This window comes from Pseudonocardia sp. HH130629-09 (assembly GCF_001294645.1).
In the GTDB taxonomy this organism is placed as follows: Bacteria; Actinomycetota; Actinomycetes; order Mycobacteriales; family Pseudonocardiaceae; genus Pseudonocardia.
Window position 1 is genome coordinate 4,758,164 of sequence record NZ_CP011868.1, and the last position, 25,501, is coordinate 4,783,664.

General features: G+C 71.6%; 25 protein-coding genes. 9 read left to right on the top strand and 16 right to left on the bottom strand.

Annotated features, from left to right (window positions below):
- Positions 1–23: 23 nt before the first annotated feature.
- Genes XF36_RS22030 through XF36_RS22040 form a run of 3 tightly spaced genes read right to left on the bottom strand, consistent with a single transcriptional unit; the run spans position 24 to position 2,025 of the window.
- Entirely contained in the window at positions 24–767 is a 744-nt protein-coding gene (locus XF36_RS22030) for a hypothetical protein (protein ID WP_060713430.1), read from the bottom strand.
- A complete protein-coding gene (locus XF36_RS22035; RefSeq protein WP_060713431.1) occupies positions 764–1,669 on the bottom strand; it encodes an ABC transporter ATP-binding protein in 906 nt (301 codons plus the stop codon). Before XF36_RS22035 ends, XF36_RS22030 begins: the two co-directional genes overlap by 4 nt.
- A complete protein-coding gene (locus XF36_RS22040) occupies positions 1,666–2,025 on the bottom strand; it encodes a GntR family transcriptional regulator (RefSeq protein ID WP_060714896.1) in 360 nt (119 codons plus the stop codon). The genes XF36_RS22035 and XF36_RS22040 overlap by 4 nt, the downstream gene beginning before the upstream one ends.
- A gap of 122 nt (positions 2,026–2,147) precedes the next feature.
- Between XF36_RS22040 and XF36_RS22045 the strand changes: the two genes are divergently transcribed.
- The 3 genes from XF36_RS22045 to XF36_RS22055 all read left to right on the top strand — a co-directional run bounded on the left by XF36_RS22045 (position 2,148) and on the right by XF36_RS22055 (position 3,913).
- Complete coding sequence (locus XF36_RS22045) at positions 2,148–2,474, top strand: ArsR/SmtB family transcription factor (RefSeq protein WP_060713432.1); 327 nt, start codon at positions 2,148–2,150, stop codon at positions 2,472–2,474.
- Positions 2,471–2,974, top strand: a complete 504-nt coding sequence (locus tag XF36_RS22050) for an SRPBCC family protein (RefSeq protein ID WP_060713433.1) — start codon at positions 2,471–2,473, stop codon at positions 2,972–2,974. The genes XF36_RS22045 and XF36_RS22050 overlap by 4 nt, the downstream gene beginning before the upstream one ends.
- Positions 2,975–3,229: 255 nt before the next feature.
- A complete protein-coding gene (locus tag XF36_RS22055; RefSeq protein ID WP_145981457.1) occupies positions 3,230–3,913 on the top strand; it encodes a TetR/AcrR family transcriptional regulator in 684 nt (227 codons plus the stop codon).
- Between the two features lie 21 nt (positions 3,914–3,934).
- Here XF36_RS22055 and XF36_RS22060 read toward each other — a convergent pair whose 3' ends face one another.
- From XF36_RS22060 to XF36_RS22080, 5 genes are all read right to left on the bottom strand, one after another.
- Positions 3,935–4,648, bottom strand: coding sequence for a hypothetical protein (locus XF36_RS22060; RefSeq protein ID WP_060713435.1), 714 nt, complete (start codon positions 4,646–4,648; stop codon positions 3,935–3,937).
- Positions 4,645–5,505 (bottom strand): ABC transporter ATP-binding protein, encoded by an 861-nt coding sequence (locus XF36_RS22065; protein ID WP_060713436.1) that lies wholly within the window; start codon positions 5,503–5,505, stop codon positions 4,645–4,647. The genes XF36_RS22060 and XF36_RS22065 overlap by 4 nt, the downstream gene beginning before the upstream one ends.
- Positions 5,506–5,736: 231 nt before the next feature.
- On the bottom strand, positions 5,737–6,369 hold the full coding sequence (locus XF36_RS22070; protein WP_238588983.1) for a DedA family protein: 633 nt from the start codon (positions 6,367–6,369) through the stop codon (positions 5,737–5,739).
- Positions 6,370–6,544: 175 nt separating this feature from the next.
- Positions 6,545–8,722: a 3-hydroxyacyl-CoA dehydrogenase NAD-binding domain-containing protein gene (locus tag XF36_RS22075; RefSeq protein WP_060713438.1), complete on the bottom strand. Its 2,178-nt coding sequence runs from the start codon at positions 8,720–8,722 to the stop codon at positions 6,545–6,547.
- Positions 8,723–8,754: 32 nt separating this feature from the next.
- A complete protein-coding gene (locus XF36_RS22080) occupies positions 8,755–9,975 on the bottom strand; it encodes an acetyl-CoA C-acetyltransferase (RefSeq protein ID WP_202968430.1) in 1,221 nt (406 codons plus the stop codon).
- 176 nt (positions 9,976–10,151) lie between these two features.
- On the opposite strand from XF36_RS22080, the gene XF36_RS22085 reads away from it, so the two are divergent.
- Both XF36_RS22085 and XF36_RS22090 read left to right on the top strand, forming a co-directional pair.
- Complete coding sequence (locus XF36_RS22085; protein WP_060713439.1) at positions 10,152–10,934, top strand: MerR family transcriptional regulator; 783 nt, start codon at positions 10,152–10,154, stop codon at positions 10,932–10,934.
- A 29-nt stretch (positions 10,935–10,963) separates the two neighbouring features.
- Positions 10,964–11,401, top strand: a complete 438-nt coding sequence (locus XF36_RS22090) for an acyl-CoA thioesterase (protein ID WP_060713440.1) — start codon at positions 10,964–10,966, stop codon at positions 11,399–11,401.
- Between the two features lie 5 nt (positions 11,402–11,406).
- Here XF36_RS22090 and XF36_RS22095 read toward each other — a convergent pair whose 3' ends face one another.
- Positions 11,407–12,576 carry a fumarylacetoacetate hydrolase family protein gene (locus XF36_RS22095; protein WP_060713441.1) on the bottom strand — a complete coding sequence of 390 codons (1,170 nt, stop codon included), beginning with the start codon at positions 12,574–12,576 and terminating at the stop codon, positions 11,407–11,409.
- A 139-nt stretch (positions 12,577–12,715) separates the two neighbouring features.
- On the opposite strand from XF36_RS22095, the gene XF36_RS22100 reads away from it, so the two are divergent.
- From XF36_RS22100 to XF36_RS22115, 4 genes are all read left to right on the top strand, one after another.
- Entirely contained in the window at positions 12,716–13,327 is a 612-nt protein-coding gene (locus XF36_RS22100) for a hypothetical protein (RefSeq protein WP_060713442.1), read from the top strand.
- A 181-nt stretch (positions 13,328–13,508) separates the two neighbouring features.
- Entirely contained in the window at positions 13,509–14,597 is a 1,089-nt protein-coding gene (locus tag XF36_RS22105; RefSeq protein ID WP_060713443.1) for an S-(hydroxymethyl)mycothiol dehydrogenase, read from the top strand.
- Positions 14,597–15,235 carry an MBL fold metallo-hydrolase gene (locus tag XF36_RS22110; protein WP_060713444.1) on the top strand — a complete coding sequence of 213 codons (639 nt, stop codon included), beginning with the start codon at positions 14,597–14,599 and terminating at the stop codon, positions 15,233–15,235. Before XF36_RS22105 ends, XF36_RS22110 begins: the two co-directional genes overlap by 1 nt.
- Positions 15,236–15,434: 199 nt before the next feature.
- The gene (locus XF36_RS22115; protein WP_238588984.1) at positions 15,435–16,601 is read left to right on the top strand and encodes an MFS transporter; all 1,167 of its coding nucleotides are present in this window, start codon (positions 15,435–15,437) and stop codon (positions 16,599–16,601) included.
- 97 nt (positions 16,602–16,698) lie between these two features.
- On the opposite strand, the gene XF36_RS22120 is transcribed toward XF36_RS22115, so the two are convergent.
- The 7 genes from XF36_RS22120 to XF36_RS22150 form a co-directional block, all read right to left on the bottom strand.
- Positions 16,699–17,712: an ABC transporter substrate-binding protein gene (locus XF36_RS22120; protein ID WP_060713446.1), complete on the bottom strand. Its 1,014-nt coding sequence runs from the start codon at positions 17,710–17,712 to the stop codon at positions 16,699–16,701.
- A gap of 64 nt (positions 17,713–17,776) precedes the next feature.
- Positions 17,777–18,880 carry an amidohydrolase family protein gene (locus XF36_RS22125; protein ID WP_060713447.1) on the bottom strand — a complete coding sequence of 368 codons (1,104 nt, stop codon included), beginning with the start codon at positions 18,878–18,880 and terminating at the stop codon, positions 17,777–17,779.
- 145 nt (positions 18,881–19,025) lie between these two features.
- Positions 19,026–20,714, bottom strand: coding sequence for a chaperonin GroEL (gene groL / locus XF36_RS22130; protein ID WP_060713448.1), 1,689 nt, complete (start codon positions 20,712–20,714; stop codon positions 19,026–19,028).
- Between the two features lie 177 nt (positions 20,715–20,891).
- Positions 20,892–21,203 carry a propane 2-monooxygenase effector subunit MimD gene (mimD, locus tag XF36_RS22135; RefSeq protein WP_051050022.1) on the bottom strand — a complete coding sequence of 104 codons (312 nt, stop codon included), beginning with the start codon at positions 21,201–21,203 and terminating at the stop codon, positions 20,892–20,894.
- Positions 21,204–21,247: 44 nt separating this feature from the next.
- Positions 21,248–22,456 carry a toluene hydroxylase gene (locus XF36_RS22140; protein ID WP_060713449.1) on the bottom strand — a complete coding sequence of 403 codons (1,209 nt, stop codon included), beginning with the start codon at positions 22,454–22,456 and terminating at the stop codon, positions 21,248–21,250.
- Positions 22,453–23,511 carry an FAD-binding oxidoreductase gene (locus XF36_RS22145; protein WP_060713450.1) on the bottom strand — a complete coding sequence of 353 codons (1,059 nt, stop codon included), beginning with the start codon at positions 23,509–23,511 and terminating at the stop codon, positions 22,453–22,455. The genes XF36_RS22140 and XF36_RS22145 overlap by 4 nt, the downstream gene beginning before the upstream one ends.
- A gap of 206 nt (positions 23,512–23,717) precedes the next feature.
- Positions 23,718–25,355 carry a methane monooxygenase gene (locus XF36_RS22150; RefSeq protein ID WP_043276429.1) on the bottom strand — a complete coding sequence of 546 codons (1,638 nt, stop codon included), beginning with the start codon at positions 25,353–25,355 and terminating at the stop codon, positions 23,718–23,720.
- Positions 25,356–25,501: the final 146 nt, after the last annotated feature.

Genomic DNA, 25,501 nt, shown 5'->3' on the forward strand with positions numbered 1-25,501 from the left:
CCGGGCCCCTGGAGGGTCCTCCGTCAGGGGGTCGCGCGGCGCACGACCAGGTACCCGGCCCCCGCCGCGACCGCGGCGAGGATCAGCGGATAGCCGGCGAGCAGCACCGACGTCGGCGTCTCGACGAAGAACCGGCCGAACGCCCCCCAGGCGTCCTGCCAGGTCAGGACCATCACCCCGGCCGCGGCGACCAGCACGGGCACCAGGACCGCGACCCAGATCCCGAGCTGTCCCCAGCGCCGGAACACCGCGCCGAAGAGCACGAACACCAGCGAGACCGTCAGCAGCGGCACCCAGTACGCCAGCACCTGGGCGACCGGGTTCGGCTGACCCATGAAGCCCATCTCGAAGAACTCGACCCGCAGACCCCAGCCGTCGGTGGCCTGCTCGACGGCCAGCAGCACGCTGAGCCCGATTGCGCTGACCAGGGTCTCGGCGGCCACCAGCAGGACGGTGCCGAGGTAGAAGTGCCGTCGCGTGATGCCCAGGCTCAGCGCGAACGGCATCACCTGGGTCATCAGCGCGAGGTAGGTGCTGGCCAGGATGAAGAAGAACGAGGTCAGCGCGCCGGTGTAGCCGGTCGGCTCGTCGCCGCCATTGCTGCGCACCACCCACCAGACGGTCTGGTGCAGCACGAAGACGACCCCGAGTATCAGCCAGGCCATCCCGAACCGGCGGCCCCAGTTGACCGTGCCCATCCGGATCGCGGCGCGCACCCGGGCGGGCGTGCTCTCGACCGGGCTGTGGTCGGCGGTGACGGCGGTCATGACAGGACCTCCTCGGCGACGCCGGCGTCCGGCGCCGCGCTGTGCTGGGTCGTACGGACGACGAGCTGCTGCAGCGAGACCGGCTCGAACCGCAGCCCCGATCCGGCCGTGCCACCGGGGTCGGCGTCGACCCCGGCGAGGGTGAGTCGCAGGAACCCGCCGAGCTGCTCGCGGTGGAGCTCGGTGTGGCCGCGGGCGAACCGCTCCACCGACTCGGCCGGGCCGGAGACGGTGACCGCCCGGCCGCGCAGCCTCTCGGCCTCCTCGTCGATGAGCACACGGCCCCGGTCGATCAGGACGACGTGCTCGATCAGGTCGGAGACCTCGTCGATCAGGTGGGTCGAGAGCACGACGGTGCGCGGGTGCTCGGCGAAGTCGGCGAGCAGGTGGTCGTAGAACATCTGCCGGGCGACGGCGTCGAGACCCAGGTAGGGCTCGTCGAAGAAGGTCAGCGGGGCCCGCGAGGCCAGTCCGATGATCACCCCGACCGCGGACCGCTGGCCGCGGGAGAGCTTCTTGCAGATCCGGGTGAGCGGCAGCCCGAACTCGCCGACGAGCCGGTCGGCGAAGGCGTGGTCCCACTGCGGGTACACGCTCGCGGCGGCCCGGAGCGCGTGGTGGACCCGGTACTCGTCCGGGTACTTCAGCGACTCGCGGATGAAGCAGGTGCGGGCGAGCACCCGGGCGTTCTCGTAGGGCTGCTCGCCGAAGATCTCGGCGCGCCCGGAGGTCGCGAAGTTCTGTGCGGTGAGGATCTGCATCGCGGTGGTCTTGCCGGCGCCGTTGCGGCCGAGCAGCCCGTGGATGCGGTTCTCCTCCAGCGCGAACGTCACGTCGTCGAGCGCGGTCACGTCGCCGTAGCGCTTCGTGACGCCGTGCATGGCGATCACGTCGGTGCTCATCGGTCGTCCCCCCAGACGTCGATCATCTTCTTGAGCTGCTCGGGGTCGATGCCGAGCTTGCGGGCCTCGGTGACCAGCGGAGCGATGTACTGCCGGGCGAAGTCCTCGCGGCGGCTCTCCAGCAGCCGGGACCGTGCCCCCACGGCGACGAACATGCCGATCCCCCGTCTCTTGTAGAGCACGCCCTGCGCGACCAGCTGGTTGAGACCCTTCGCCGCGGTGGCCGGGTTGATCCGGTGGAAGGCGGCGAGCTCGTTGCTGGACGGCACCTGGGTCTCCTCCGGGTAGGTCCCGTCCACCACGGCGGACGCGATGTCCTCCGCGATCTGCGCGAACAGCGGGCGGCCGTCGTCGATCACGGCGGCCTCTGGGCGCCGCAGTGCAGTGGTTCATTACTCATGTAAGGAACCATAGCGTCCGCGCCCCACCCCGTCCAGCCGTCTTCCATTTCCACCTCGTTTTATATAAGCTCGACATTATGGAGGCGTTCGATGTCCTGGGCGACCCCGTCCGGCGGCGCATCCTGGAGCTCCTCGCCGGTGGCGAGCGCACGGCCGGACGGGTGACCGATGTCGTCCGCGCCGAGTTCGGGATCTCGCAGCCGGCGGTCTCCCGGCACCTGCGGGTGCTGCGGGACAACGGGTTCGCCACCGTCCGCGCGGCGGGGACCCGGCGGCTCTACAGCGTCGACCCGTCCGGGCCGGCCGCGGCCGAGCGGTGGCTGGCCGGGCTGCGCGGCTTCTGGGCGCAGCGGCTCGACGCGCTCGACACCGAACTGGCCCGTGGATCGAGGGAGACACCGTGAACGACACCGGAAGCCGTGCCGGGGAGGTGGTCCGCGGCGCAGACGGGCGTGCCGTGCTGCGGTTCCGCCGCACCCACACCGAGCCCGTCGCCGACGTATGGTCGGCGGTGACCGACCCGGACCGCTGCGCGCGGTGGTTCGGCCGGTGGAGCGGCGACGGGCGGCCCGGCGGAACCGTCGAGCTCGTCCTGACCAGCGACGTGGACGGCGGCGGCCCTCCGTCCACCGTGCTCGTCCGCGACTGCGAGCCCCCGCACCGTCTGGTCGTCGACATCCGGGAGGGCGACGGCGAGCCGTGGGAGCTGTCGGTGGCCCTCACCCCCGACGGAGACGGCACCGTGCTCGTGTTCGAGCAGGTGCTGCCCGAGGGGTTCTCCCCGACCGACGCCGGACCGGGCTGGCACTGGTACCTCGACCGGCTCGCCGCCGTCCTGGCCGGGACGCCGATGCCGGACTGGGAGGCGACCCTCGCGGCGACGGCGCCGCACTACCGGGGCTGAACCCGGTAGTGCCCCGAGACGTCGGGCGCGCACTCCGGCACCTGCCCGCGGTCCAGGCCGCCCGCGTGGCCGGCGCGGTCGCGACTCCGCCGTGGGCGGGGGCCTGGTCGGAGCCCTCGACGCGGCGTCCGGACCGCAGGTCGCCGGGACGGCCCACCTCGGACCGGTACCGGACGGCGGTCCGACCACGATCAGAGCATCGCTCTCAGAACAGGTCAGCGCTCGATGAACGGTCCGGTGCTCTACCGTGGTCGCGTGAACGCCTCCCGCACCGCCCGCGAACGGGCCCGGGCCGAGCTCGTCGCCGAGATCACCGCGGCCGCCCGCCGCCAGCTGGCCGCGACCGGCGCGGCCGCGCTGTCCATGCGCGCCGTGTCCCGTGAGATCGGGATGGTGTCCTCGGCCCTGCACCGCTACTTCCCGACCCGCGACGACCTGCTCACCGCACTGATCGTGCAGGCCTACGACGCGCTCACCGACGCCGTCGGCGCGGCGGACCCCGGCACCGGCCCGGCCGTGCACTGGCGCGCCGTCGCGCACGCCGTGCGGGACTGGGCGCTCGCCCACCCCCACGAGTACGCGTTGATCTACGGCTCCCCCGTGCCCGGGTACCGCGCGCAGACCGACACCGTCCCGGTCGCGGCCCGGGTCCTGCAGCCGTTCGCCCGGGCCCTGACCGCCGCGCACACCGCGGGCACCCTCCCCGCGGCACCGGACCCGGACCCCGCGCTCGCCGACGACGCCGCCGGCATCCGGGCCGCGCTGGACGCCCCGGACCTGCCCGACGGCACCGTGCTCGCCGCGCTCACCGCCTGGACCGGCCTGTTCGGGCACGTCTCGTTCGAGCTGTTCGGCCAGTTCGACAACGCCGTCGAGGACCGCGACGCCCTGTTCGCCGGCACCGTCGAACGACTCGGCCGGGTCGCCGGACTGATCTGAGACCCGGCCGGTACCGGGCCGTCAGCGGCGCAGGCGCGCGGTCAGCCGTCCGAGGCGCTCGCCCACCTCGCGCAGCCCGCCCTGCTCGACCCGGACCACCAGCGCCATCGCGGCCGGCGCCACCAGCAGCGCGACGACCAGGTCGCCGAACGGGCCCACCCCCGGCCGCCCGCTGCCCAGGGCCGCTGCCGCCGTCCCGACCGGCGGCAGCCAGGACTGCGTCCCGGTCACCACGAGCACGACCAGCGCACCGATCAGCGCGACGCCCTCGTTGCGGACCACCGGCCGCGAGAACACCGATCCCACCGCGGCGCCGGTGATCCCGCAGGCCAGGTGGGCGAGCAGGCCGTCGAGCAGGCTCCCGGTCGTCGCCGTGCCCCAGGCGGCGATCACGCCCCACACCACGGCGAGCAGCCCGAGCAGCGCCACACCGGCCGTCGCGGCGATCAGCACGCCGGCCGCGACCGGCCACGGGCCCCCCGCCGCGGACAGGGTGACGGCGCGGGAGTCGTCGTCCTCGGACTCGGCCAACGCGTGTGCCAGCCAGGCCCCGACCGGGTAGAGCAGCAGCGCGCTGGCCGCCCACGGCGCGGGCAGCGGACCGGGCGCCCCGCCGAACAGCACGGCGAGGGCGCCGGCGTAGAGCACCAACGGGGCGACGAAGCGTTCGGTGCGGCCGACGTCCTCGCCCAGCAGCATCGCGACGGCGAACGCCGAGCGCATCCGCCGCGTCACCGGCGACCTCTCGGGGGAGCCGGACGGACCGGCCGCACCGAGCGGACCGCGCAGCCCGCGGCGAGCGCGGCCGCCAGCCAGGCGTCGCTCTCGGGGGCGGGGACCCGCACGGTGAACCGGCCCGGCGCCGCGCCCTCGACGCGGGCGGGCGGCAGCACCCGTTCCAGCAGCGGGCGGGGGTCGCCCGCGCAGGCCATGTCCAGGCGCATCATCGCCCCGGGCGGCGGCGCGGTCGGCAGCGGCACGGAGTCCGGGTCGGAGGCGGTCGCGATCCGGCCCTCGCGCAGCCGGTGCAGGCGGGCGCCGGGCAGGCCCGCCGCGGTGCCGGTGTGGTCGGTCAGCAGGGTCGGGGCGGCGCGCGCGGCGAGCAGCCTGGTCAGGGCGTCCGCGGCGTCGTCGTCGAGGCCGTTCCAAGGCTCGTCGAGCACGAGCAGCCCTGGCTCGCAGGCCAGCGCCTGCACCAGGCCGACCTTGCGGGCGTTGCCGGTGGACAGGTCGGCCATCGGCTCGTCGTCGTCGCCGTCGTAGCCGAGCTCGGCCAGGAGCTCATCGGCGCGGTCGGCGGCGTCGTCGACGTCCACGCCGCGCACTCGGGCGATGTGGTCGAGCCAGCGTCGCGGGGTCAGCTTGCGGGCGGCCGGAAAGCGGTCGGGCAGGTAGCCGACGACCTCGGGAACGTCCTCGACCTCACCCGCGGTCGGGGCGAGCGCGCCGGCGGCGATCCGCAGCAGCGTGGACTTGCCCGCCCCGTTGCCGCCCCGCACGACGGTCGGCACGGCAGGGTCGACGTCGAGGTCGGCGCCGCGCAGCGCGACCGCCCCCGACGGGTGGGTGTGGTGGATCCCGACCAGGCGCACCCGACCACCTCCACCGCTCGTCTCCCGCGTGCGTGACGATCAGGTTCGCACAGCGGCGCGGCCGTCCGGGCCGGCGGTGGCACGGCGGTACGGCCCGTGGCGGGGGCGGTACGCAGGGCTGTCGAGATCACCCGTTCGGCGCAGCCGGGCGTCGGCTCGGCGCGTTCAGCCGGTCCCGGTCGACACCGCGGCGTCGCGATTGCGGCGCAGCCGGGCGTCGGCTCGGCGCGTTCAGCCGGTCCCGGTCGACACCGCGGCGTCGCGATTGCGGCGCTGCCGGAGCTTCCGCACGACCAGCCACACGATCACCGCCGCGCCGAGCACGGCGACGACCTTGCTGATCGGCGACATGTAGACCTCGATGACCTCCCAGCGCTCACCGAGCGCGAAGCCGAGGTAGACGAACAGCGCGTTCCAGACACCGCTGCCGATCGCGGACAACGCGGTGAACCGCAGCAACGGCATCCGGGCGATCCCGGCCGGGATCGAGATGAGGCTGCGAACGATCGGGATGCAGCGCCCGCCGAGGACGAACCAGTTCCCCCAGCGCTCGAACAGGGCCAGCCCCTTCTCCAGGTCCTTCTGGCTGGAGACGACGAACCAGCGGCGGCCGCACAGCCGGTGCACCCGTTCGTAGCCGAGCCAGTGCCCCAGTGCGTAGAGCACGAGCGCACCGGCGACGGCGCCCATCGTGGCCGCCGCCCAGACGCCGACGGGGCTCATCGCGCCGGTCGAGGCGCGGAAGCCGCCCAGCGGGAGGATCACCTCCGACGGGATCGGTGGGATCACGTTCTCCAGAAAGATCAACAACCCGATGCCCGCGGCGCCGAGCCGGTCCACGATGTCGAACACCCACTGCGTCACGCACCCCATGGTGCCTGAAGATCAGATCGCCCGGTTGGTCCGGTTCGACCGGTCACGCCGGGCCGGGCCGGATCCGCTCGACCGACGAGCAGCGCGGCGGGAACGGCGCGCGGCCGATCCGGAACGCACGGACCCCCGCCGGCGAGGGGCCGGCGGGGGTCGGTGTCGGGCGGGGTCAGGCGGCCGCGGTGGCCGACTCCCCCTTCGCCGCGCGGTCACGCAGGGACTGCGGGACCTCGAAGCGCTCGCCGTACTTGGCCATGAGCTCGTCGGCGCGGGCCACGAAGCCGGCCGGGCCACCGGGGTAGCCCTCGATGTACTGCAGCACGCCACCGGTCCAGGCCGGGAAGCCGATGCCGAAGATCGAGCCGATGTTGGCGTCGGCGACGGTGGTCAGCACGCCCTCGTCGACGCACTTCACGGTCTCGATCGACTCGATGAACAGCATGCGCTCGGACAGCTCGTGCAGGTCGACGTCGTGGTTCGTCGCACCGAACTGCTCGCGCAGGCCCGGCCAGAGGCGGGTGCGCTTGCCGTTCTCGTACTCGTAGAACCCGGCGCCGGAGCTCTTGCCCTTGCGGTCGAACTCGTCGACGAGCCGGTCGACCACCGGGTCGGACGGGTGCGGGGTCCAGGTGCCGCCGGCGGCCTCGACGCCCTTCCTCGTCTCCTCGCGGATCTTGCGCGGCAGCGTGAGGGTCAGCTCGTCCATCAGCTGCAGCACCGGGGCCGGGTAGCCGGCCTGCGACGACGCCTGCTCGATCGTCTGCGGGTCGATGCCCTCGGCGATCATCGCGACGCCCTCGTTGATGAAGGTGCCGATGACCCGGCTGGTGAAGAACCCACGGGAGTCGTTGACGACGATCGGGGTCTTCTTGATCCCTAGGGTCAGGTCGAACGCCTTGGCCAGTGCCTCGTCGCCGGTCCGCTCACCCTTGATGATCTCGACCAGCGGCATCTTGTCGACCGGCGAGAAGAAGTGCAGACCGATGAAGTCGTCCGGGCGGTCGACCCCCTTGGCCAGCTCGGTGATCGGCAGCGTCGAGGTGTTCGAGCACAGCAGCGCGTCGGCGTTGATGTACTTCGCGGCCTCGCGGAACACCTCCTGCTTCAGCTCCACGGACTCGAACACGGCCTCGATGACGACGTCGCAGCCGGCGAGGTCGGCGTAGTCGTCGGTCGGCAGGATCCGGCCGAGCAGCGCGTCGCCCTTCTCCTGCGTGGTCTTCCCGCGCGCGACGCCCTTCTCGACCAGCCCCTGGGAGTAGGCCTTGCCCTTCTCGGCGGCCTCCTTCGAGACGTCCTTGAGGACGACCTCCCAGCCGGCGAGGGAGCAGACGTAGGCGATGCCCGCACCCATCATCCCGGCGCCGAGCACCGCGACCTTGGTGGGCTGCCACTTCTCCGGCGCGCTGGGGCGGGACTTGCCGCCGTTGATCGCGTTCAGGTCGAAGAAGAACGCCTTGATCATGTTCTTCGCAACCGGGCCGGTGACGAGCTCCGCGAAGTAGCGGCCCTCGATCTTGAGCGCGGTGTCGAAGTCGACCTGGCTGCCCTCGACGGCCGCGGAGAGGATGTTGCGCGGCGCCGGCATCGGCGCGCCCTTGAGCTGCTTGCGCAGGTTCGCCGGGAACGCGGGCAGGATCGACGCGAGCGACGGGTTCGACGGCGTGCCGCCGGGGATCTTGTACTTCGGCCGGTCCCAGGGCTGGGTGGTGTGCTCGGGGTTGGCGAGCACCCAGGCGCGGGCCTTGTCGAACGCCTCCTCGCGGGTGGCCGCGAGCTCGTCGATCAGGCCCAGCTCCAGCGCCTTGGCCGGCTTGTGCCGCTGGCCCTGCGCGAGGACGTTCATGAAACCGTTCGCGATGCCCAGCATGCGGGTGACGCGGGTGACGCCGCCACCGCCGGGCAGCAGGCCGAGGCTGACCTCGGGCAGGCCGTAGACCACGCCCTTGACGTCGACACCGACCCGGTGGTGGGTGGCCAGCGCGATCTCCAGGCCCCCGCCGAGCGCCGCGCCCACCAGGGCGGACGCGACCGGACGACCGAAGGTCTCCAGCGTGCGCAGCTGTTCCTTGACCTCGGCGACCATCGTGAGGATCTGCTCGGCGTCGTCGGGGCCGGCCGCGATGAGCTGGTCCAGGTTGCCGCCGGCGAAGAAGGTCTTCTTGGCCGAGGTGATGACGACACCGACGATGTCGTCCTTGTGCTTCACCAGGTCGTCGACGACCTCCCGCATGGCGTCGCGGTAGGCGTCGTTCATGGTGTTGGCGCTACTGGCGGGATCGTCGAGGGTGACGACGGCGATGCCGTCGGCGTCCTTCTCCCAGCGGACGGCCTTCTGCTCACTCACTGCTGTTCAGTCCTTCCGAGATTCCGGGAGATTCAGACGCGCTCGACGATGGTGGCGATGCCCATGCCGCCGCCCACGCAGAGCGTGGCCAGGCCGCGGCGCAGGTCACGGCGCTCCAGCTCGTCGACGAGGGTGCCGAGGATCATCGCGCCGGTGGCACCCAGCGGGTGGCCCATGGCGATGGCGCCGCCGTTGACGTTGGTGATGTCGTGCGAGATGTCCATGTCGCGCATGAAACGCAGGGCGACGGCCGCGAAGGCCTCGTTGATCTCGAAGAGGTCGATGTCGCCGACCGACAGCCCGGCCTTGGCCAGCGCCTTGCGGGCGGCGGGCGCCGGGCCGGTGAGCATGATGGTCGGGTCCGCGCCGGACAGCGCGGTGGCCACGATGCGGGCCCGCGGGGTCAGGCCGTTGGCCTTCCCGGCCGCCTCGGTGCCGATCAGGGTCAGCGCGGCGCCGTCGACGATGCCGGAGGAGTTGCCCGCGTGGTGGACGTGGTCGATCCTCTCGATCCAGTGGTACTTCTGCAGCGCCACCGCGTCGAACCCGCCGTCGCGGCCCATCATCTCGAACGAGGGCTTGAGCCCACCGAGCGTCTCGACGGTGGCGCCGGCCCGGATGTGCTCGTCGCGGTCGAGGACGGTCACCCCGTTGCGGTCCTTGACCGGGACGATCGAGTTCGCGAAGCGGCCGTCGGCCCACGCCTTGGCCGCACGGGTCTGCGACTCCACGGCGAAGGTGTCGACGTCCTCGCGGGACCAGCCCTCGAGGGTGGCGATGAGGTCGGCGCCGATGCCCTGCGGCACGAAACCGGTGCGGTAGTTGGTGTCGGGGTCCATCGCCCAGGCGCCACCGTCGGAGCCCATCGGCACGCGGCTCATGGCCTCGACGCCACCGACGAGGACGAGCTCCTCCATGCCGGAGCGGACCTTCTGGGTCGCGGTGTTCACGGCCTCCAGGCCGGACGCGCAGAACCGGTTGAGCTGCACACCGGCGACGGTGTCGGGCAGCCCGGCCGCGATCGCGGCGGTCTTGGCGATGTCACCGCCCTGGTCGCCGATCGGCGAGACGACACCGAGTACCAGGTCGTCGATGGTGTTCGTGTCGAGCTGCGGGTTCCGCTCGCGGACCGCGTCGATCAGGCCGGTCACCAGCGAGATCGGCTTGACCTCGTGCAGCGAACCGGAGGCCTTGCCCCGGCCGCGGGGTGTGCGGATCGCGTCGTAGATGTAGGCCTCGGGGATCTCGCTCATCCGAACCTCTCGTGGGTGGTCGGCGCCGGGGCGGCCGGGCGGCACTGCCCCTACTTACTAGTAGCTTTTGTTACAGCAGCACTGTCACATGGGTCAAGATGGCCGTCGAAGAACGTGACAGCGACCATGTCACACCACCACTGTCGCATAGGACGCCCGGCCCGTAACCTGCGGTCATGTCCGCCGCCACCGATGCCTCGACCGACGACGGCTCCCCCGAGCTGCTCACCGTCGACCAGCTCGCCGAGCGGACCGGCATCTCGGTGCGCACCATCCGCTTCTACGCTGGCAAGGGGCTCATCCCGGCGCCCCGGCTGCGGGGCCGCACCGGCCTCTACGACGCGGCGCACCGCGCCCGGCTGGAGCTGATCGGCGAGCTCACCGGACTCGGGTTCACACTGGCCGCGATCGAGCGGCAGCTGGAACAGGTGCCGCTGGAGACCGCGCCGGAGGAGCTGGCCCTGCAGCGGGCACTGCTCACCCCCTGGCTGCCCGAGGTCGACGAGGAGCTCGACCGCGCCGGCCTGGACCGCCGCGCCGGGCGTCGTCTGTCCGACGACGAGGTCACCACCCTGGAGCAGCTCGGCGCCCTGACCCGGCTGCCGGACGCGGGACCGGACTCCGTGCGGCTGCACGGGATGGTCGCGCTCGCTTCGGCACTGCAGGCGCTGGACGCGGGCCTTCCCCCGGAACTGTGGAAGCGCTCGCACGACCTCATCGAGCGGCACACCTCCGCGCTCGCGGAGGACCTGATGACGCTGTTCCAGGAGGAGGTCCTGCAGCCCTACCGGGACCGCGGCCGCCCCGCCGAGGAGCGACGACGGCTGGCCGCCGCGTTCTCCCGGCTCAAGCCGATCACCGTGCAGGGCGTCGTCGCCGCGTTCGGGCGTGCGGTCAACCGGGCCATCCGCGAACGCGTCGACTCCGGCCGCGCCGCGGCCGACCGTCAGGAGGGGTGACCGCGACGAGCCGGTCGTAGCATCGGTCCATGGCGAGCTTCGAGTTCCCGGTCCGGGTGCGCTACCACGAGGTCGACGCCCAGGGTGTGGTGTTCAACGCCTGGTACCTCGCCTGGTTCGACGAGGCGATGACCGAGTTCCTCGAGCACCGCGGCCTCACCTACCGGGCGATGCTCGACGCCGGCTACGACATCCAGCTCGTCCACACCGAGCTCGATTGGCGGGCCGGGGTCGGGTGGGGCGAGGACGTCGTCGTCGCGGTGTCGACGGCGCGGATCGGCCGGACCAGCTTCGCGCTCGACTTCCAGGTCCGCACCCTCGACGACACCGGCGAGCGCACCGTCACCTGCGACTGCCGCACCGTCTACGTGGTGATCGCCGTCGACGGCAGCGGCAAGCAGGAGATCCCGGCGCTGATCCACAACGCGCTCGGCGACCCCGAGCCGCTGATGCCACTGCGGCCCTGATCCGGTCAGGTGCCGCGGATCCGGCCGCGGACCTCGCCGAGGGCGATCCGGCCACCGTCGCGGGCGGGCGCGGTCGCGGTCATCACGACCTCGTCGCCGTCCTCCAGCCAGGTGCGTGAGGCACCACCGGGGAGCGCGACCGGGTCACGGCCGTTCCAGGACAGCTCCAGCATCGAGCCGAACTCCCGGCGCTCCGCACCGGAGATCGTGCCCGAGCCGAGCAGGTCACCGGCACGCAGCCCGGCCCCGCCCGAGGTCAGGTGGGCCACCATCTGTTCAGGGGACCAGTACAGGTCCCTCGCCGGCGGGGACGCGATCAGCTCCCCGTTGAGGTGCACGGCGAGGTCGAGGTCCAGGCCGAGCGCGGGGCCGGTCGGGGTGAGGTAGGGCAGCGACGCGGGGTCGTGCACGGGCAGCGGGACCCGGGCCGCGGACAGCTCGTCGAGCGGGGTCACCCAGGCCGAGATCGACGTCGCGAACGACTTGCCCAGGTGGGGGCCGAGCGGGCGGGACTCGAAGAACTGGATGTCGCGGGCGGACCAGTCGTTGAGCAGCACGACGCCGAAGACGTGGTCGGCGGCGGCGTCGATCCCGACCGGTCCCGGAGCCGGTCCGCCCAGGACGAAGCCGAGCTCCGCCTCGAAGTCGAGTGTGGCGCAGGGGCCGAAGTCCTCGGGCCCGCGCTGTCCCGACGGACGCGCGACCGGGATGCCGGTGACCCGGACCGTGCCGGAGCGGCCGTGGTACCCGACCGGCATCCGTCGCCAGTTCGGGGTGAGCGAGTTCGGGGCGTCCGGGCGGAAGATCAGTCCGGCGTTCCGCGCGTGCTGCTCGCAGGCGTAGAAGTCGACGTAGTCGGCGACGGCGAAGGGCAGCACCGGGACCAGTCCCTCGTCGGGCAGGCGGTGCGCGGCGGCCCGCTCGTGGTCCGCGCGCCACTCGCGCAGCCACTCGACGACCTCGCGCCAGGCCGGGGCGCCGGCGTCGAGCAGCCGGGTCAGGTCGGGTGCGGTCAGCAGGTCCGGGTACGGGCCGCGCTGCGCGGTGGCGAGCGAGCCGACGTCGAGCAGACCGCCGTCGGGCAGCGGGCAGGCGATGCGCGAGCCGCCGGGGCGTCCCTTCCCGGCGACGGCGCCGAGTGCGAGGGCGGGCACGGGCGGCGGCGCGGTCGTCACGGTCCCCGACCGTAGGCGATGCGACGACGGCGCGGGCGGGGAACTCACCGTGACGGTCGTACGTTACGACCGGTGTGCCCGGTCCGTCCGGATCGGGCGGGAACCGGACTCGAACCGGAACGCAGGAGGACACCCGCAGATGGGTCTGCTCGACAAGCTCAAGGAGCGCCTCACCGGAGGCGCGCAGGCACAGCCGCAGCAGGGCTTCGGGGGTGCGGGGCCGCAGGGGCCCGGCCCGACGCCGCAGCAGGGGTTCGGCGCGGCACCGCAGCAGCAGGACCCCGACCAGCAGGCGATCGAGCGTTACCGCTACATGCTCCGCACCGCACCGCCCGAGCAGGTGGAGCAGGCGCACGCGGAGGCGTTCGCGAAGCTGACACCCGAGCAGCGGCAGAAGGTGCTCGAGGACGTCGGCGGACAGGTGCCCGAGGCCGAGCGGGCCCGCTCGACCGATCCGCAGGAGCTGGCGAGGATGGCGACCCGCGCGGAGATGCGCAACCCCGGCACCATGGAGCGGTCGCTGGGCGGTGGCCGCGGGCCCGGCATGGGCGGCATGATCGCCGGGTCGCTGCTGGCCGGTGTCGCCGGTGCCTTCATCGGCACGGCGATCGCGGGAGCGATGTTCGACGACGCCGGTGCCGGTGAGGACGTGGCCGCGGCCGAGGAGCCCCCGGCCGAGGAGCCGCCCGCCGAGGACCCCGGTTTCGACGACGGCGGCGGGTTCGACATGGGCGGCGACTTCGACTTCTGAGCCCACCCGGGACGGCCCCGGCCCACGCGATCCGTGGGCCGGGGCCGTTCTGTTCCCCACATGCCGAACACCTGTTGCAGAGCCGGAGCCGACCTGGCACCGTCCGGTCACCCATGCCAGAGTCGCCATCCGAGCATGCGTCCCGAGCGGACGGCATCGAGGACGAGTGGGAGTACGAGTTATGGCACAGCAGGTACGCGGCGTCGTGGCCCGGGCCAAGGGTGAGCCGGTCACCGTCGAGACGATCATCGTCCCCGATCCCGGCCCCGGTGAGGCCGTGGTGAAGATCCAGGCCTGCGGGGTCTGCCACACCGACCTGCACTACAAGCTCGGCGGCATCAACGACGAGTTCCCCTTCCTCCTCGGCCACGAAGCCGCCGGCATCGTCGAAACCGTCGGCGACGGCGTCACCCACATCGCCCCCGGCGACTACGTCGTCCTCAACTGGCGCGCCGTCTGCGGACAGTGCCGGGCCTGCAAGAAGGGCAAGCCCCAGTACTGCTTCGACACCCACAACGCGTCACAGAAGATGACCCTGACCGACGGCACCGAACTGTCCCCCGCCCTCGGCATCGGCGCCTTCATCGAGAAGACCCTCGTCCACTCCGGACAATGCACCAAGGTCAACCCCGACGCCGACCCCCAAGCCGCGGGCCTGCTCGGCTGCGGCGTCATGGCCGGCCTCGGCGCCGCAATCAACACCGGGCAGGTCGAGCGCGGCGACTCCATCGCCGTCATCGGCTGCGGCGGCGTCGGCGACGCCGCCATCGCCGGCGCCAAGCTCGCCGGCGCCACCACCATCATCGCCGTCGACACCGACCCCCGGAAGCTGAAGTGGGCCGAAGAGTTCGGCGCCACCCACACCGTCAACGCCACAGAACAGGATCCGGTCGACTACATCCAGTCCGTGACCGACGGCAACGGCGCCGACGTCGTCATCGACGCCGTCGGACGACCCGAAACCTACAAACAGGCCTTCTACGCCCGCGACCTCGCCGGCACCGTCGTCCTCGTCGGCGTCCCCACCCCCGACCTCAACGCCCCCCAGATCCCGCTCATCGACTACTTCGGCCGCGGCGGCGCCCTCAAATCCTCCTGGTACGGCGACTGCCTACCCTCACGCGACTTCCCCACCTACATCGACCTCTACCTGCAAGGCCGCTTCCCCCTCGACAAGTTCGTCACCGAAACCATCGGCATCGACGACATCGAAACCGCCTTCGACAAGATGCACTCCGGTGACGTCCTGCGTTCGGTCGTGATCCTCTGATGGCCCCGACCGACTCCCCGATCGATCACGTCGTCACCTCCGGCACGTTCAACCTCGACGGCGGATCCTTCGACGTCGACAACAACGTCTGGATCATCGGCGACGACCGCGAAGTGTTCGTCATCGACGCCGCCCACGACGCCGACGCCATCACCGCCGCCGTCGGGGACCGGACGGTCAAGGCGATCGTGTGCACCCACGCCCACGACGACCACATCAACCAAGCACCCACCCTCGCCGACCACTTCGACGCGCCGATCCTGCTCAACCCCGCCGAACACGTGTTGTGGGACATGACCTGGCCCGACCGCACACCCGACCAGGAACTGTCCGACGGGCAGACCCTGACCGCCGGCGGGATCGACCTGCGGGTGCTGCAGACCCCCGGCCACTCACCGGGCTCGTCCTGCCTCTACGCACCCGAACTCGGCATCGTGTTCACCGGCGACACCCTGTTCCACGGCGGACCCGGCGCCACCGGACGCTCCTACTCCAACTTCGACACCATCATCGAATCCATCCGCACCACCCTGCTCACCCTCCCCGCCGACACCCGCATCCGCACCGGACACGGCGACCCCACCACCATCGGCGACGAAGCACCCCACCTCGACGAATGGATCCGCAACGGATCCTGACCCCACACACACGACACCCCCGCTGCGGCCCGGCCCCACACTCCGAGGGGGCCGGGCCGCAGCGGTTCCTACGCCGAGATGCAGCTCAGCGGGCTCGGACGAGTCACGGATCCCGCTGAGCTGCATCTCGGCGACCGGTCGAGCAGACAGCGCGGAACGAGGACAGCGCAGAGCCAGGGCGCGGGACGCGCCGCGACGCGTGCGTCTGACACGGTGGGGCGTGCCCCGCTCGCTGTCGTCGCTCCCGTTCCGTCTGCTCCTCGCCTCGACCGCGCTCGCGTTCGGCGGGTACGCCCTGCTGCTGCCGGTCGTCCCGCTGTGGGTGTCCCGGGGCGGTTCCGGCGAGTTCGGAGCGGGGCTGAGCACGGGCGTACTGATGGCGGCCACCGTCGGCACCCAGCTGCTGGTGCCCGCGATGCTGCGCCGGGTCGGGCACCGTCCGGTGCTGGTCGTGGGGTCGCTGCTGCTCGGTCTCCCGACGCCGTTGCTCGCGCTGACCGCCGACCTCGGTCCGGTGCTGGCGATCTCCGCCGTCCGTGGGCTCGGGTTCGGGATGGCCACGGTCGCCGGGAGCGCACTCGTCGCGGAGCTGGTCGAGCCGTCCGCACACGGTCGCGCGGCGGCGCGCTACGGCTACGCGGTCGGCCTGCCCCAGCTGCTGTTCCTGCCAGCGGGCGTCGCGGTCGTCGACGCGCTGGGGTTCACCGGCGTGTTCCTGCTCGCCGGGATCACCCCGGTCGCCGGGGCGCTGGTGGTGGCGTTCGTGCGGGGGCCACGGCGAGCCCCCGCACCCCGCCGTGACGACGCCGTCCCGCACCCCCGCGAGCCCCGCAGGCGACTCCCCGCCGCGCCGGTGCTCGCCATGCTGGGCTGCTCCACCGCGCAGGGCGGCGTGATCACCTTCGCCCCGCTCGTCGCGCCAGGGGCGACGGTCGCGGTGCCCGCCGCGCTGTTCGCCACTGCGCTCGGGGCGCTGCTCGGCCGCGGCGTCGCGGGCACCCTCACCGACCGCAGCGGACGTCCCGGCGCCCTGTTGCCGGTCGGGACCGCGTGCGCCACGGTCGGGCTGCTCGGGGTACTCGCCGCTCCGTTCGCGTCGGTCCTGCTGGTGGCGGGGGCGGCCGCCGTCGGCGCCGGGTTCGGGCTCGTGCAGAACGACGCCATGGTCGCCCTGTTCGCCGCCGCCGGGCCGTTGCACTACGGCCCGGCCAGCGCCGTCTGGAACATCGCCTACGACGCCGGGACCGGCCTGGGGGCGACCGGGCTCGGCGCGATCGCCGAGCCCTTCGGCTTCGCCGCCGCCTTCGGCACGACGGCCGCGGTGCTGTTCCTGCTCACCCCGGCCGTCCGCCGTCGTCGCGCCTGACCACCGCCACGAGGCCCCGGAGCGACGCCACGGCAGGAGCGTCGCGTGGCAGGGCGGGCCCCGGGGCCGGGCCACGCCCCACCCCGACGGGAGCGGGTCAGGCCTTCGGAATCGCCCGCTGCAGCTCGGGGACGACCGCGTCGAGCACGGACGGGAGGCTGAGCACGGTCTGCCAGGCGAAGGCCAGCTCGGTCGCCCCCTCCAGGAACACGGTGCGCCCGTCGCGCATCGCGGGCAACCGCGACAGCAGCGGATCCCCGACGACCGTCGCCTTACCGCCGGGGGTGAACGACAGCTGGTCCCAGACGATGAGGTCGTGGTCGAGCTCGCTCGCCTGCTCGAAGCTGAACTCGGTGTAGAACTTGCCCGCGGCCAGCTGGTCGATCCGCGGCGGCACGGTGAACCCCAGCTCGGTGAAGAACCGTGAGCGGGGGTCCTGCGAGGAGAACACGCTGATCTTGTCCGCGCTGCGGCTCGCGACGACGACCGAGCGCCCCTTCCACTGTGGATCGGCGTCGCGGGTGGCGACGAACCTGGCCTCCAGGTCGGCGACCAGCTTCTCGGCCTCGGCCTCCTTGCCCAGCGCCCGCCCGGTCTCGCGGGTGTACTCCTGCCACGGTGCGCCGTAGTCGTCGAACCCCCGCGGTGGGCCGACGGTCGGTGCGACGGCGCTCACCACCGGATAGCTCTGGGCATCGAGGTCGGAGTAGAGACCGATCACCAGGTCGGGGCGCTGTGCTGCGATCTTCTCGGGCTCGATGGAGGACATGTTCAGGACCGCCGGTGCCGCGCCCACCGCCTGCGCGGCTGCCTGGGCCCACGGCTGCACGACGACCTTCTCGTCGCCGTACCAGTAGCGGGCCGCCACCGGCGCCACCCCGAGCGCGAGGATCGCGTCGTGGTCGGTGTAGCCCACGGACACCACGCGCTGCGGGGCCTGTGGGATCGTCGCCGCACCGAGCTTGCCCTCGATCGTCACCGGGAAACCGGCGCTCCCCGTCGCGGCACCGGTACCGGTCTCCGACCTGCCGCCCCCGCCACACCCGGCCAGGGCGGCGCCACCGGCCGCTGCCAGCGTCCCCAGGAGCATCTGTCGCCGGGTCAGTCCCATGTCCGTTCCTTCCGCTCGTCCGGCGGAATGCTAGGACACGAACTTAGGCTTGCCTGTGCTGCATTCAGGTGGGGCTCAGCGCGCCCCTGCGGCGCGGGCCGGTGCGGGGCGTGGCGCAGCCGAGGTCGAACCCGTGTACCCGCGCTGCGGTACCGCCGAGCAGGGCGGCGCGCACGTCGTCGTCGAGCTCGGGAAACCGTCCGCGCAGCTCGTCGGGGTAGCGGAAGGTCATGAGGTCGCGGATCAGCCGCGCCGGACGCACCAGCGGGTAGCCGCTGCCGAACATCAGCCGGTCCGGGCCGTAGGCGGCCAGCAGCTCGCCGAGCGCCTCCGCGGCCGGCACCCGGTGTCGCCGCAACGCGATCAGCAGGTCGGTGAGCAGCACGTAGACGTTCGGCACGCGGGCCAGCCGGATCAGCGACGCGGTCGGGGCGCAGGCGGCGCCCACCACGAACCGGATCTTGGGCAGGGCCGTGGCCAGCGCGGCGACCTCGGTGACGTCGACGGCCCCGGCCGGCAGCGGCCCCGCGCTGCGCACCCGCACCGGCAGGGCGGACCCGGCGCGGACCGGCTCGGCCCACTCCGGCCACCGGGGCCGCGGAGCCGCCTCCCCCTCGGCCACGACGCCCGCGTGCGCCCAGTCCGGTGCCGCGCGCGACGGTCGCGCGGTCGGTGCGATCCCGATGTGAACCACCCCGGCGCCGGCATGCTCCGCCCGGATCAGGGTCCGTCGCAGCCACGGTGCTCGCAGGGACAGCGCGGTCTCCGGACGACGGGCGGGCAGCACGGTCAGCGCGCGCAGACCGTCGCGACCGACCCGGGCCCCGATGCCACGGGCGCGGGCCCGGTCGGCGGGGTCGAGCTCGCCGGCGAGCGCGAGCCGACCGGGGTGCTCGGCGGCGAGCTCGGCGTGCCAGGCAGGCGCGGCGAACCCGAGAACGAACAGGTCCTCGAACCCGGCAGGGACCAGCACCGCGCGGTCCACCGCGGACAGCACGTGCGCGGCCAGTGCCTGTGGGGTGACCAGCTCGAACGCGTCCGCCGACAGCGGCCGCGGCGAGGGGTCGACCATCCGGTGGCGGTGCAGCAGGTCGGCGACGAACTGCTCCCCCGCCGGGCCCGACTGGTTGTGCGGCCTGCCGTCCCAGCCGTGCACCTGGGCGTCCACGACCGCCGGGAGACCACCACGCCCCGGGGGCGCTGGGCAGCACCGGTCCACGACGACCACCTCTCCACTGTCGCGGAGCGGCCCGGCACGCGCAGCGCGTGCCGGGCCGCTCCCCTGGGTTCCCTGTGACCGGGCTGGCCGGTACCTACCCGACCGACGGGCCGAGCCCCATCGACTGGGGTGTGCTCGAGTCCGGGCTGGGCTGCGGGATGCCCTCGTCGAGCTGGCCGAACTCGGTCATGAGGGCCTTGTTCCAGGGCGTGACCTCCTCGGCCACCAGGGAGTTGGTGGTGAGGATCAGACCGGCGACCGAGGCGCCGTTCTGCAGGGCGGAGCGCACGACCCGCAGCGGGTCGATGATGCCCATCTCGACCATGTCCCCGTAGCGGCCCTCCAGGGCGTCGAAGCCCTCGTCGACGCCCATGGTGGTGACCTGCTTGACCACCTCGTCGCCGTCGTAGCCCGCGTTGGAGGCGATGAGGTGCACGGGCTCGGTGAGCGCCTGCCGGACGATCTCGACGCCGATCCGGTAGTCCCCGGTCACGTCCAGCTCGTCGAGGGCGGGCTCGGCGTGCAGCAGCGCCGCGCCGCCACCGGCGACGATGCCCTCGGCCACCGCGGCCCGGGTCGCCTGCAGCGAGTCGTCCACGCGGTGGCGGATCTCGCGGGCCTCGGCGTTGGTCGGTGCCCCGACCGAGATGATCGCGGCCTTCCCGGACAGCCGGGCGATGCGGTCGGAGAAGAAGTCCTCGTCGGTGCCGATGGTCGCGCGGGCCAGCTCGGCACGCAGCTGCGACAGCCGGTACTCCAGCTTCTGCTTGTCCCCGCCACCGCCGATGATCGTGGTGCCCTCGCTGGTGACCCGCACCTGCACGGCGCGCCCCAGGTGCTCGACGTCGATCTGCTCGAGCGAGAACGAGGAGCTCTTGGAGTGCACCTGCCCGCCGCAGAGCGCGGCCATGTCCTCCAGCAGGTGGATGCGCTTCTCGCCGAAGCCCGGCGCCTTGATCGCGACGGCCTGGAAGTGCCCGTTGACGTGGTTGTGGACCAGCATCTGCAGGGCGGTGCCCTCGACGGTCTCCGCGACGATGACGAGCGGGCGCCGGTCGTTGCGCATGATCCGGTCCAGGACCGGCATGATCTGCTGGACGTCCTTGATCTTGTGCGCGGTGAAGAGGATGTAGGGGTCGTCGACGATCGCCTCGAGCGTGCCGGGGTTGGTCACCATGTACGGCGAGACGTAGCCGTTGTCGAACTCGAAGTCCTCGACGAAGTCCACCGAGACACCCGGCAGCGGGGTGTCGTCGACGGTGACGACGCCGTCGTCGCCGACGGTGTGCAGCGCCTTCGCGACGACCCCGCCGATCGTGTAGTCGTCGTTGGCGGAGATGGAGGCGACACGGGCGTAGTCCTCCTCGGTGCTGACCGGGTGCGACACCGTCTGCAGGCGGTCGACGAGCGCGTTGACCGCGATGTCGATGCCCCGCTTGACCAGCACCGGGTTGCCACCGCCCTCGATGGCGCTCATGCCCTGCTTGACGATCGCCTGGGCGATGACGGTCGCGGTCGTGGTGCCGTCGCCGACCGTGTCGTTGGTCTTGACCGCCGCCTCCTTGACCAGCTGGGCGCCCATGTTCTCGAAGGGGTCGCGCAGGTGGATCTCGCGGGCGATGGTGACGCCGTCGTTCGTGACCTCGGGCGAGCCGGTGATCTTCTCCAGGATGACGTTGCGGCCCTTGGGGCCCAGCGTGCTCTTGACGGCTTCGGCCAGCTGGTCGACGCCGGCCTGCAGCAGATGACGGCCCTCGGCGCCGAAGCGGAGTTCCTTGGCCATGGTGGGTCCTCCCGGAGAGAGTCGGTCCAGGTGCGCGGGTGTGGATCAACGTGCGCAGCCGAGGCGCCGTCGAGGCGCGCTGCGCGGGTGGAACGCACCGCCCGGGCCGTCGCCGACCGTGGTGGGCCGGGGACGGGTCGTCGTCCCGGGCGGTGCGATCCGGGTGAGGAGCGGGTCCTACACCGGCTTCAGGTCGAAGTCGATGTACTCGGCGGCGTCCTCGGGATTGGCGAACATGATCGTCTTGTCGTCCAGGTGGACCATCCGCCCGTAGTGGGTGGACATGTTCTCCTCGAACTGGGCGGCGTCGAACCAGCCCTCCTCCTGGCCGGCCTCCTCGTCCATCGCCTCGTAGTCGAGCTCGAACTTGCCGGTGCCGTCGACGCGGATCATCGAGGGCAGGTGCTGCACGGTCACGTTGTCCTGACGGTCCAGGACCGTCGCGATGACCGCGCCGATCTGGTTGTTCATCAGCGTGAATCCGCACATGTTCGACGCGGTGCTGTCCTGCTTGAACGGGCTGTCCGTGCTGGTCACTGCTTCAGCTCCTCGGGGACGTCGAGACCGAGATCGCTGCAGATCCCGGCGAACCGGTTCTTGGCGCGGTCGAGGGAGTCCTCGAACGTCGGCGGCTTGGAGTCCGACTGGGACCACATCGGCTGCATGGTCCGGGCGGCCTCCAGCGCCTGCGGCACGTAGGTCCGGAGCCAGCCGCCCATGAGCTCCCGGTTGTGGTCGGCGAACTCGCGGTCCTGGGTGAGCGGCGCGAAGCAGGCGATCGACCAGCGCAGGTCGCGCTGGGCGTAGTCGAACTCGCCGGCACCCATGACCGTCGGGGTCACGTAGTCACCGTTGGTGGCGGCGGACTGCATGACCAGGTTCGACCGGAACAGCTCGCCGACCAGGGGCTCGAACACGCAGTTCGCCGCGAAGATCGCCTCGCCCCAGTCGTCCTGGACCGCGGTGAGGGCCTCGGTCATCCTGCGGGCGCCCTGCCACTCCGGAGCGTTGTCCCACGCGTCGAGGTGGGCGGTGCCGTCGAAACCGTCGATCTCCTCGGACAGCGTCAGGTTGTAGAGCGCGAGGTCCTGGGCGAACCGGATCTTGCGGGTGGAGTTCGCGGCGAGCGCGGTGTTGTGCATGTTCGTCGGCGCGGACCGCTCGTTGGACGCGAAGACGTAGAGGCCGAGGATGTGCTCGATGTGCATCCAGGCCCCGACGTTGCGCTCGACGAAGCGGATCCAGTTCGGGTTCCAGAGCTCGAACGCCTTCGCGTTGCGGGCGTTCTCGATGTTCTGGGTGAGCTGGCGGACGACGTTCGCGTTGTACCGGTAGAGGCTCTGCTCCCATTCCTCGTTCGGGTCGCGGAACTCGTGCCAGCCGTGGGCCGGCCAGTTCTCGACCGGCAGGCCGCCGGTGCCGATGCCGCGCTGGGGCTCGGGCTCGTCGACACCCCATGCCTTCAGCTTCGTCCAGTGCAGCGGGTAGCCGCCCTCGCCGTTGGCGAAGCCGTAGATCCAGCCCTGGGCGAGGTAGTGCCGCGGGTCCGGCTGGACCTCGACGGTGGTGTCCTCGTACAGCGTCTGCTTGCGCTTCGCCGGCTTGTAGTAGTTGTAGTGGCGCGCGTTCGAGCTCGAGTCGGGGAACTCCCGCGCCCCGGCCTCCGCGTCGGTGAAGACGGGCTTGGGAACGCTGCGCTGCGAACCGGACGACGTGTCCTGCGTGGTGGGGGACTGAGTCATTGCTGTCCGTCCTCGCCTTCTTGCTCACCGGTCGTGGTGAACTTGTCGTAGAAGATGTTGGTCTCACTCACACCCAGCTGGGTCAGCGTCGCGATCGCCGCGTCGACCATCGGCGGGGGACCGCAGACGTAGGCATCCGCTCCCTTCAGATCGGACTCGTTCTGCCTGACCACCTCCGTGATCAGGCCGGTCTCGCCGGCCCAGTCCGCGCCGCCGTCCACGTCGGACAGGGCGGGGACGTACCGGAAGCCGCCCAGCTGGGGCGCCAGTTCGGCGATCTCCTTCTCGAAGCAGAGATCGGCCGCGGTGCGCGCGCCGTAGTAGAAGGTGGCCCGTCGTTCGACCCCGCCCTCGGCCATCGCCCGGAGCAGGCCCAGCACCGGCGCCATCCCGGCGCCACCGCCGACGAAGACGATCGGCGAGCTGCGGTTCTGCCGGAGGGTGAAGGTGCCGAAGGGCGCCTCGACGTCGAGCCGGTCACCGGGGGCGGCCTTCTCGTCGAGCCAGGTCCCGAACAGCCCGCCCGGGTAGACCTTGATGACGAACTCGTAGGTGCCGTCCCGGTTCGGGGTGTTGGCCATGGAGAACGAGCGGCTCTCCTCGGTCCCGGGGCAGACGAGGTCCATGTACTGCCCGGGGAAGAACTTGATCTCCGACGGCTCGACCAGCTTGACGGTCAGGTGCCGCATGTCGTGGGTGACGGCCTCGACCGACACCACCTCGACCACGCCCTTGGTGAGGGGCAGGCCGGAGCGGATGATCTCCTCGTCGTAGTTGGTCAGCTCGATGACCAGGTCCTCGTAGGCGTGAGCCCGGCACAGCAGGGTGTGCCCCTCGTCCTTCTCGTAGTCCGGCAGCGCGAACGTCGAGTAGCTGTCGTACTCGATGTCCTCGCCCTCCAGGACGAAGGACTTGCAGGCCGAGCACTGGCCCTCCTTGCAACCGTGCATGAGCTGGACGCCCTGCTCGGCCGCGGCACGGAGGATGTTCTGGTCCTCGTCGACCTCGATCTCGATGCCGACGGGCTCGAACCGCACGACGTGTTTGTCGCCCACGAGCGCAGACCACCTCTCTTGGCGTGACGAATGGCGTGAGAAAAAAGACCAATCGGACAGACGTGGGCAGGCGTCGCCCCGGGCCCCGCCCGACGGACAGGGGTCCCGGGGTGACCCGGCCGGGGAAGACGACCCCCCGGCCGGGCCGCGGGAAGAGAGCCCCGTCATGGAGTGACGGGAACCCTCTCCCCTCGCCTGACCCGCGCTCAGGCGTCGGTGGGCGCGGGCCGGCCTCCCGGCCCCTGGCGGTTGTAGTCCGCCACGAACGCCTCGCGCTCGGCGTCGCTCATCTCGTTGAGGATGACGTTGGGGCTGGCCAGGTGCGGCATGCGCCGCATGTGGTCCAGCGTCCACATCTTCTTCGGGTCGAGATCGAGGTGCGGCTGAGCGGTCAGCGTCTTGCCGTCGTCACGGACGAAGCCCATGTCCTGGATGACGTCGGCCCAGTTCCAGCCGTGGTAGAGCGTCTCCCACTCGCGGTGACCCACGAGCTTGCCCATGTTCGGGGTCTCGCGACCCTGGTACACGGGCCGGAAGGCCTCGGCGTCGGTCCAGCGGCAGACCTCGTGGCAGTACGTGCGCCACTGGCCGTCCACCTTGTCGACGACCATGTCCTCGCGCACCAGACACGGGACCATGCAGGTCCAGCAGCGGTGCGGGTACACGTAGTCGACGTCTTCGGCCACGATGGCGTGGTGACCGTTCGGCTTGGCGAGGCGGTTGTAGTTCTCCCACCACTTGCCGTACCGGTCGTACCAGCCCGGGTACTTGTACTCGAACCACTCGAAGTCGGTGTCGGTCATGCCGTCGATGCGCCAGTAGTTGGCGCACCAGCCGGTGGCGAAGAACTGCGCGACCTCGTGGACGTAGCCCTTGTTCCAGATCTGGTTCCAGGACTCCTCGACCAGGTCGTGCGGGATCACCAGGCCGTACTTCTCGAGCGGCAGCAGGTAGCTGCGGTAGTAGTCGTCGTAGATCCAGCGGCGCCACATCTCCGCGTAGGACTCGCGGTCCTTGCGACGGTCCTTCGTGCCGTACTCGATGAAGGTGCCGATGGCGGCGTCGACGACGCGGTGGTTGTTCCACCACGCGTAGCGCAGGTCGCGCTCGAGCAGCTGGCGGTTGTCCTCGTCCGACAGCGCCATCAGGAGCGTGGCGTAGCCGTTGGAGATGTGCCGCGACTCGTCGGACTGCACCGAGTGGAACACCGTCGGCAGCAGGTAGTCGCCGTTGGCTGCCGCCTCGGCCGGCATCGCCACGAACAGGGTGTTCGTGAACGCGGTCTCCGCGACGATGGTCAGGTAGATCGACGCGGCGGTGATGGCGTCACCGGTGATGAACCCCTCGGCGAACTGGCGGCCGATCGTGCCGCAGTAGTCCGACTGGAAGTTCCGCAGCGAGTTGTTGAAGCCCGCCGGGTCGATGTAGTTGTTCATGTAGAGGCGCTTGAGGTTCTGCTGGATCGTGCTGTGCCGAACCTCGTCGATCATCTGGATCGCCTGGCCGTTGTGCAGCTCCGGGTTCGGAACCACGTGGAACAGCATCGGCATCGAGCGCGCCGCCGAGATCTCCGGCAACGGGATGATCGACAGGAAGAGCTTCTGCCACTCCAGCCAGCGCTCCTGCACCTGCCGGAACATGTTGCCGCGGATGGCACCGTCCTGGGCGCCGTAGACGCGGTGGTCCTTCTCCTCCTCCATCGGGAAGTACGAGCGCAGGACCTGCTTGAGCGGGTCCTTCTTCGCCGCCTTCTTGAAGGTGTAGTCGGTTCCGTACTTCATGTACGGCTCGTGGTACTGCGGCTCCCAGGAAAGCTCCTGGATCTTCTGGTGAGCCTTCGCCAAACTCTGCCGACTCACGTCGTCTCCTCACGGTGGTGGGTTGTGGTCGGATCAGCGGGCGAGCGCGGGTAGCCCGATGTCGTGGTCGAACGCGGAGGTCGGACGACCCGGTGACGTGGGTGGATGCCGCGGCGCCGGTGCCGCCCGTC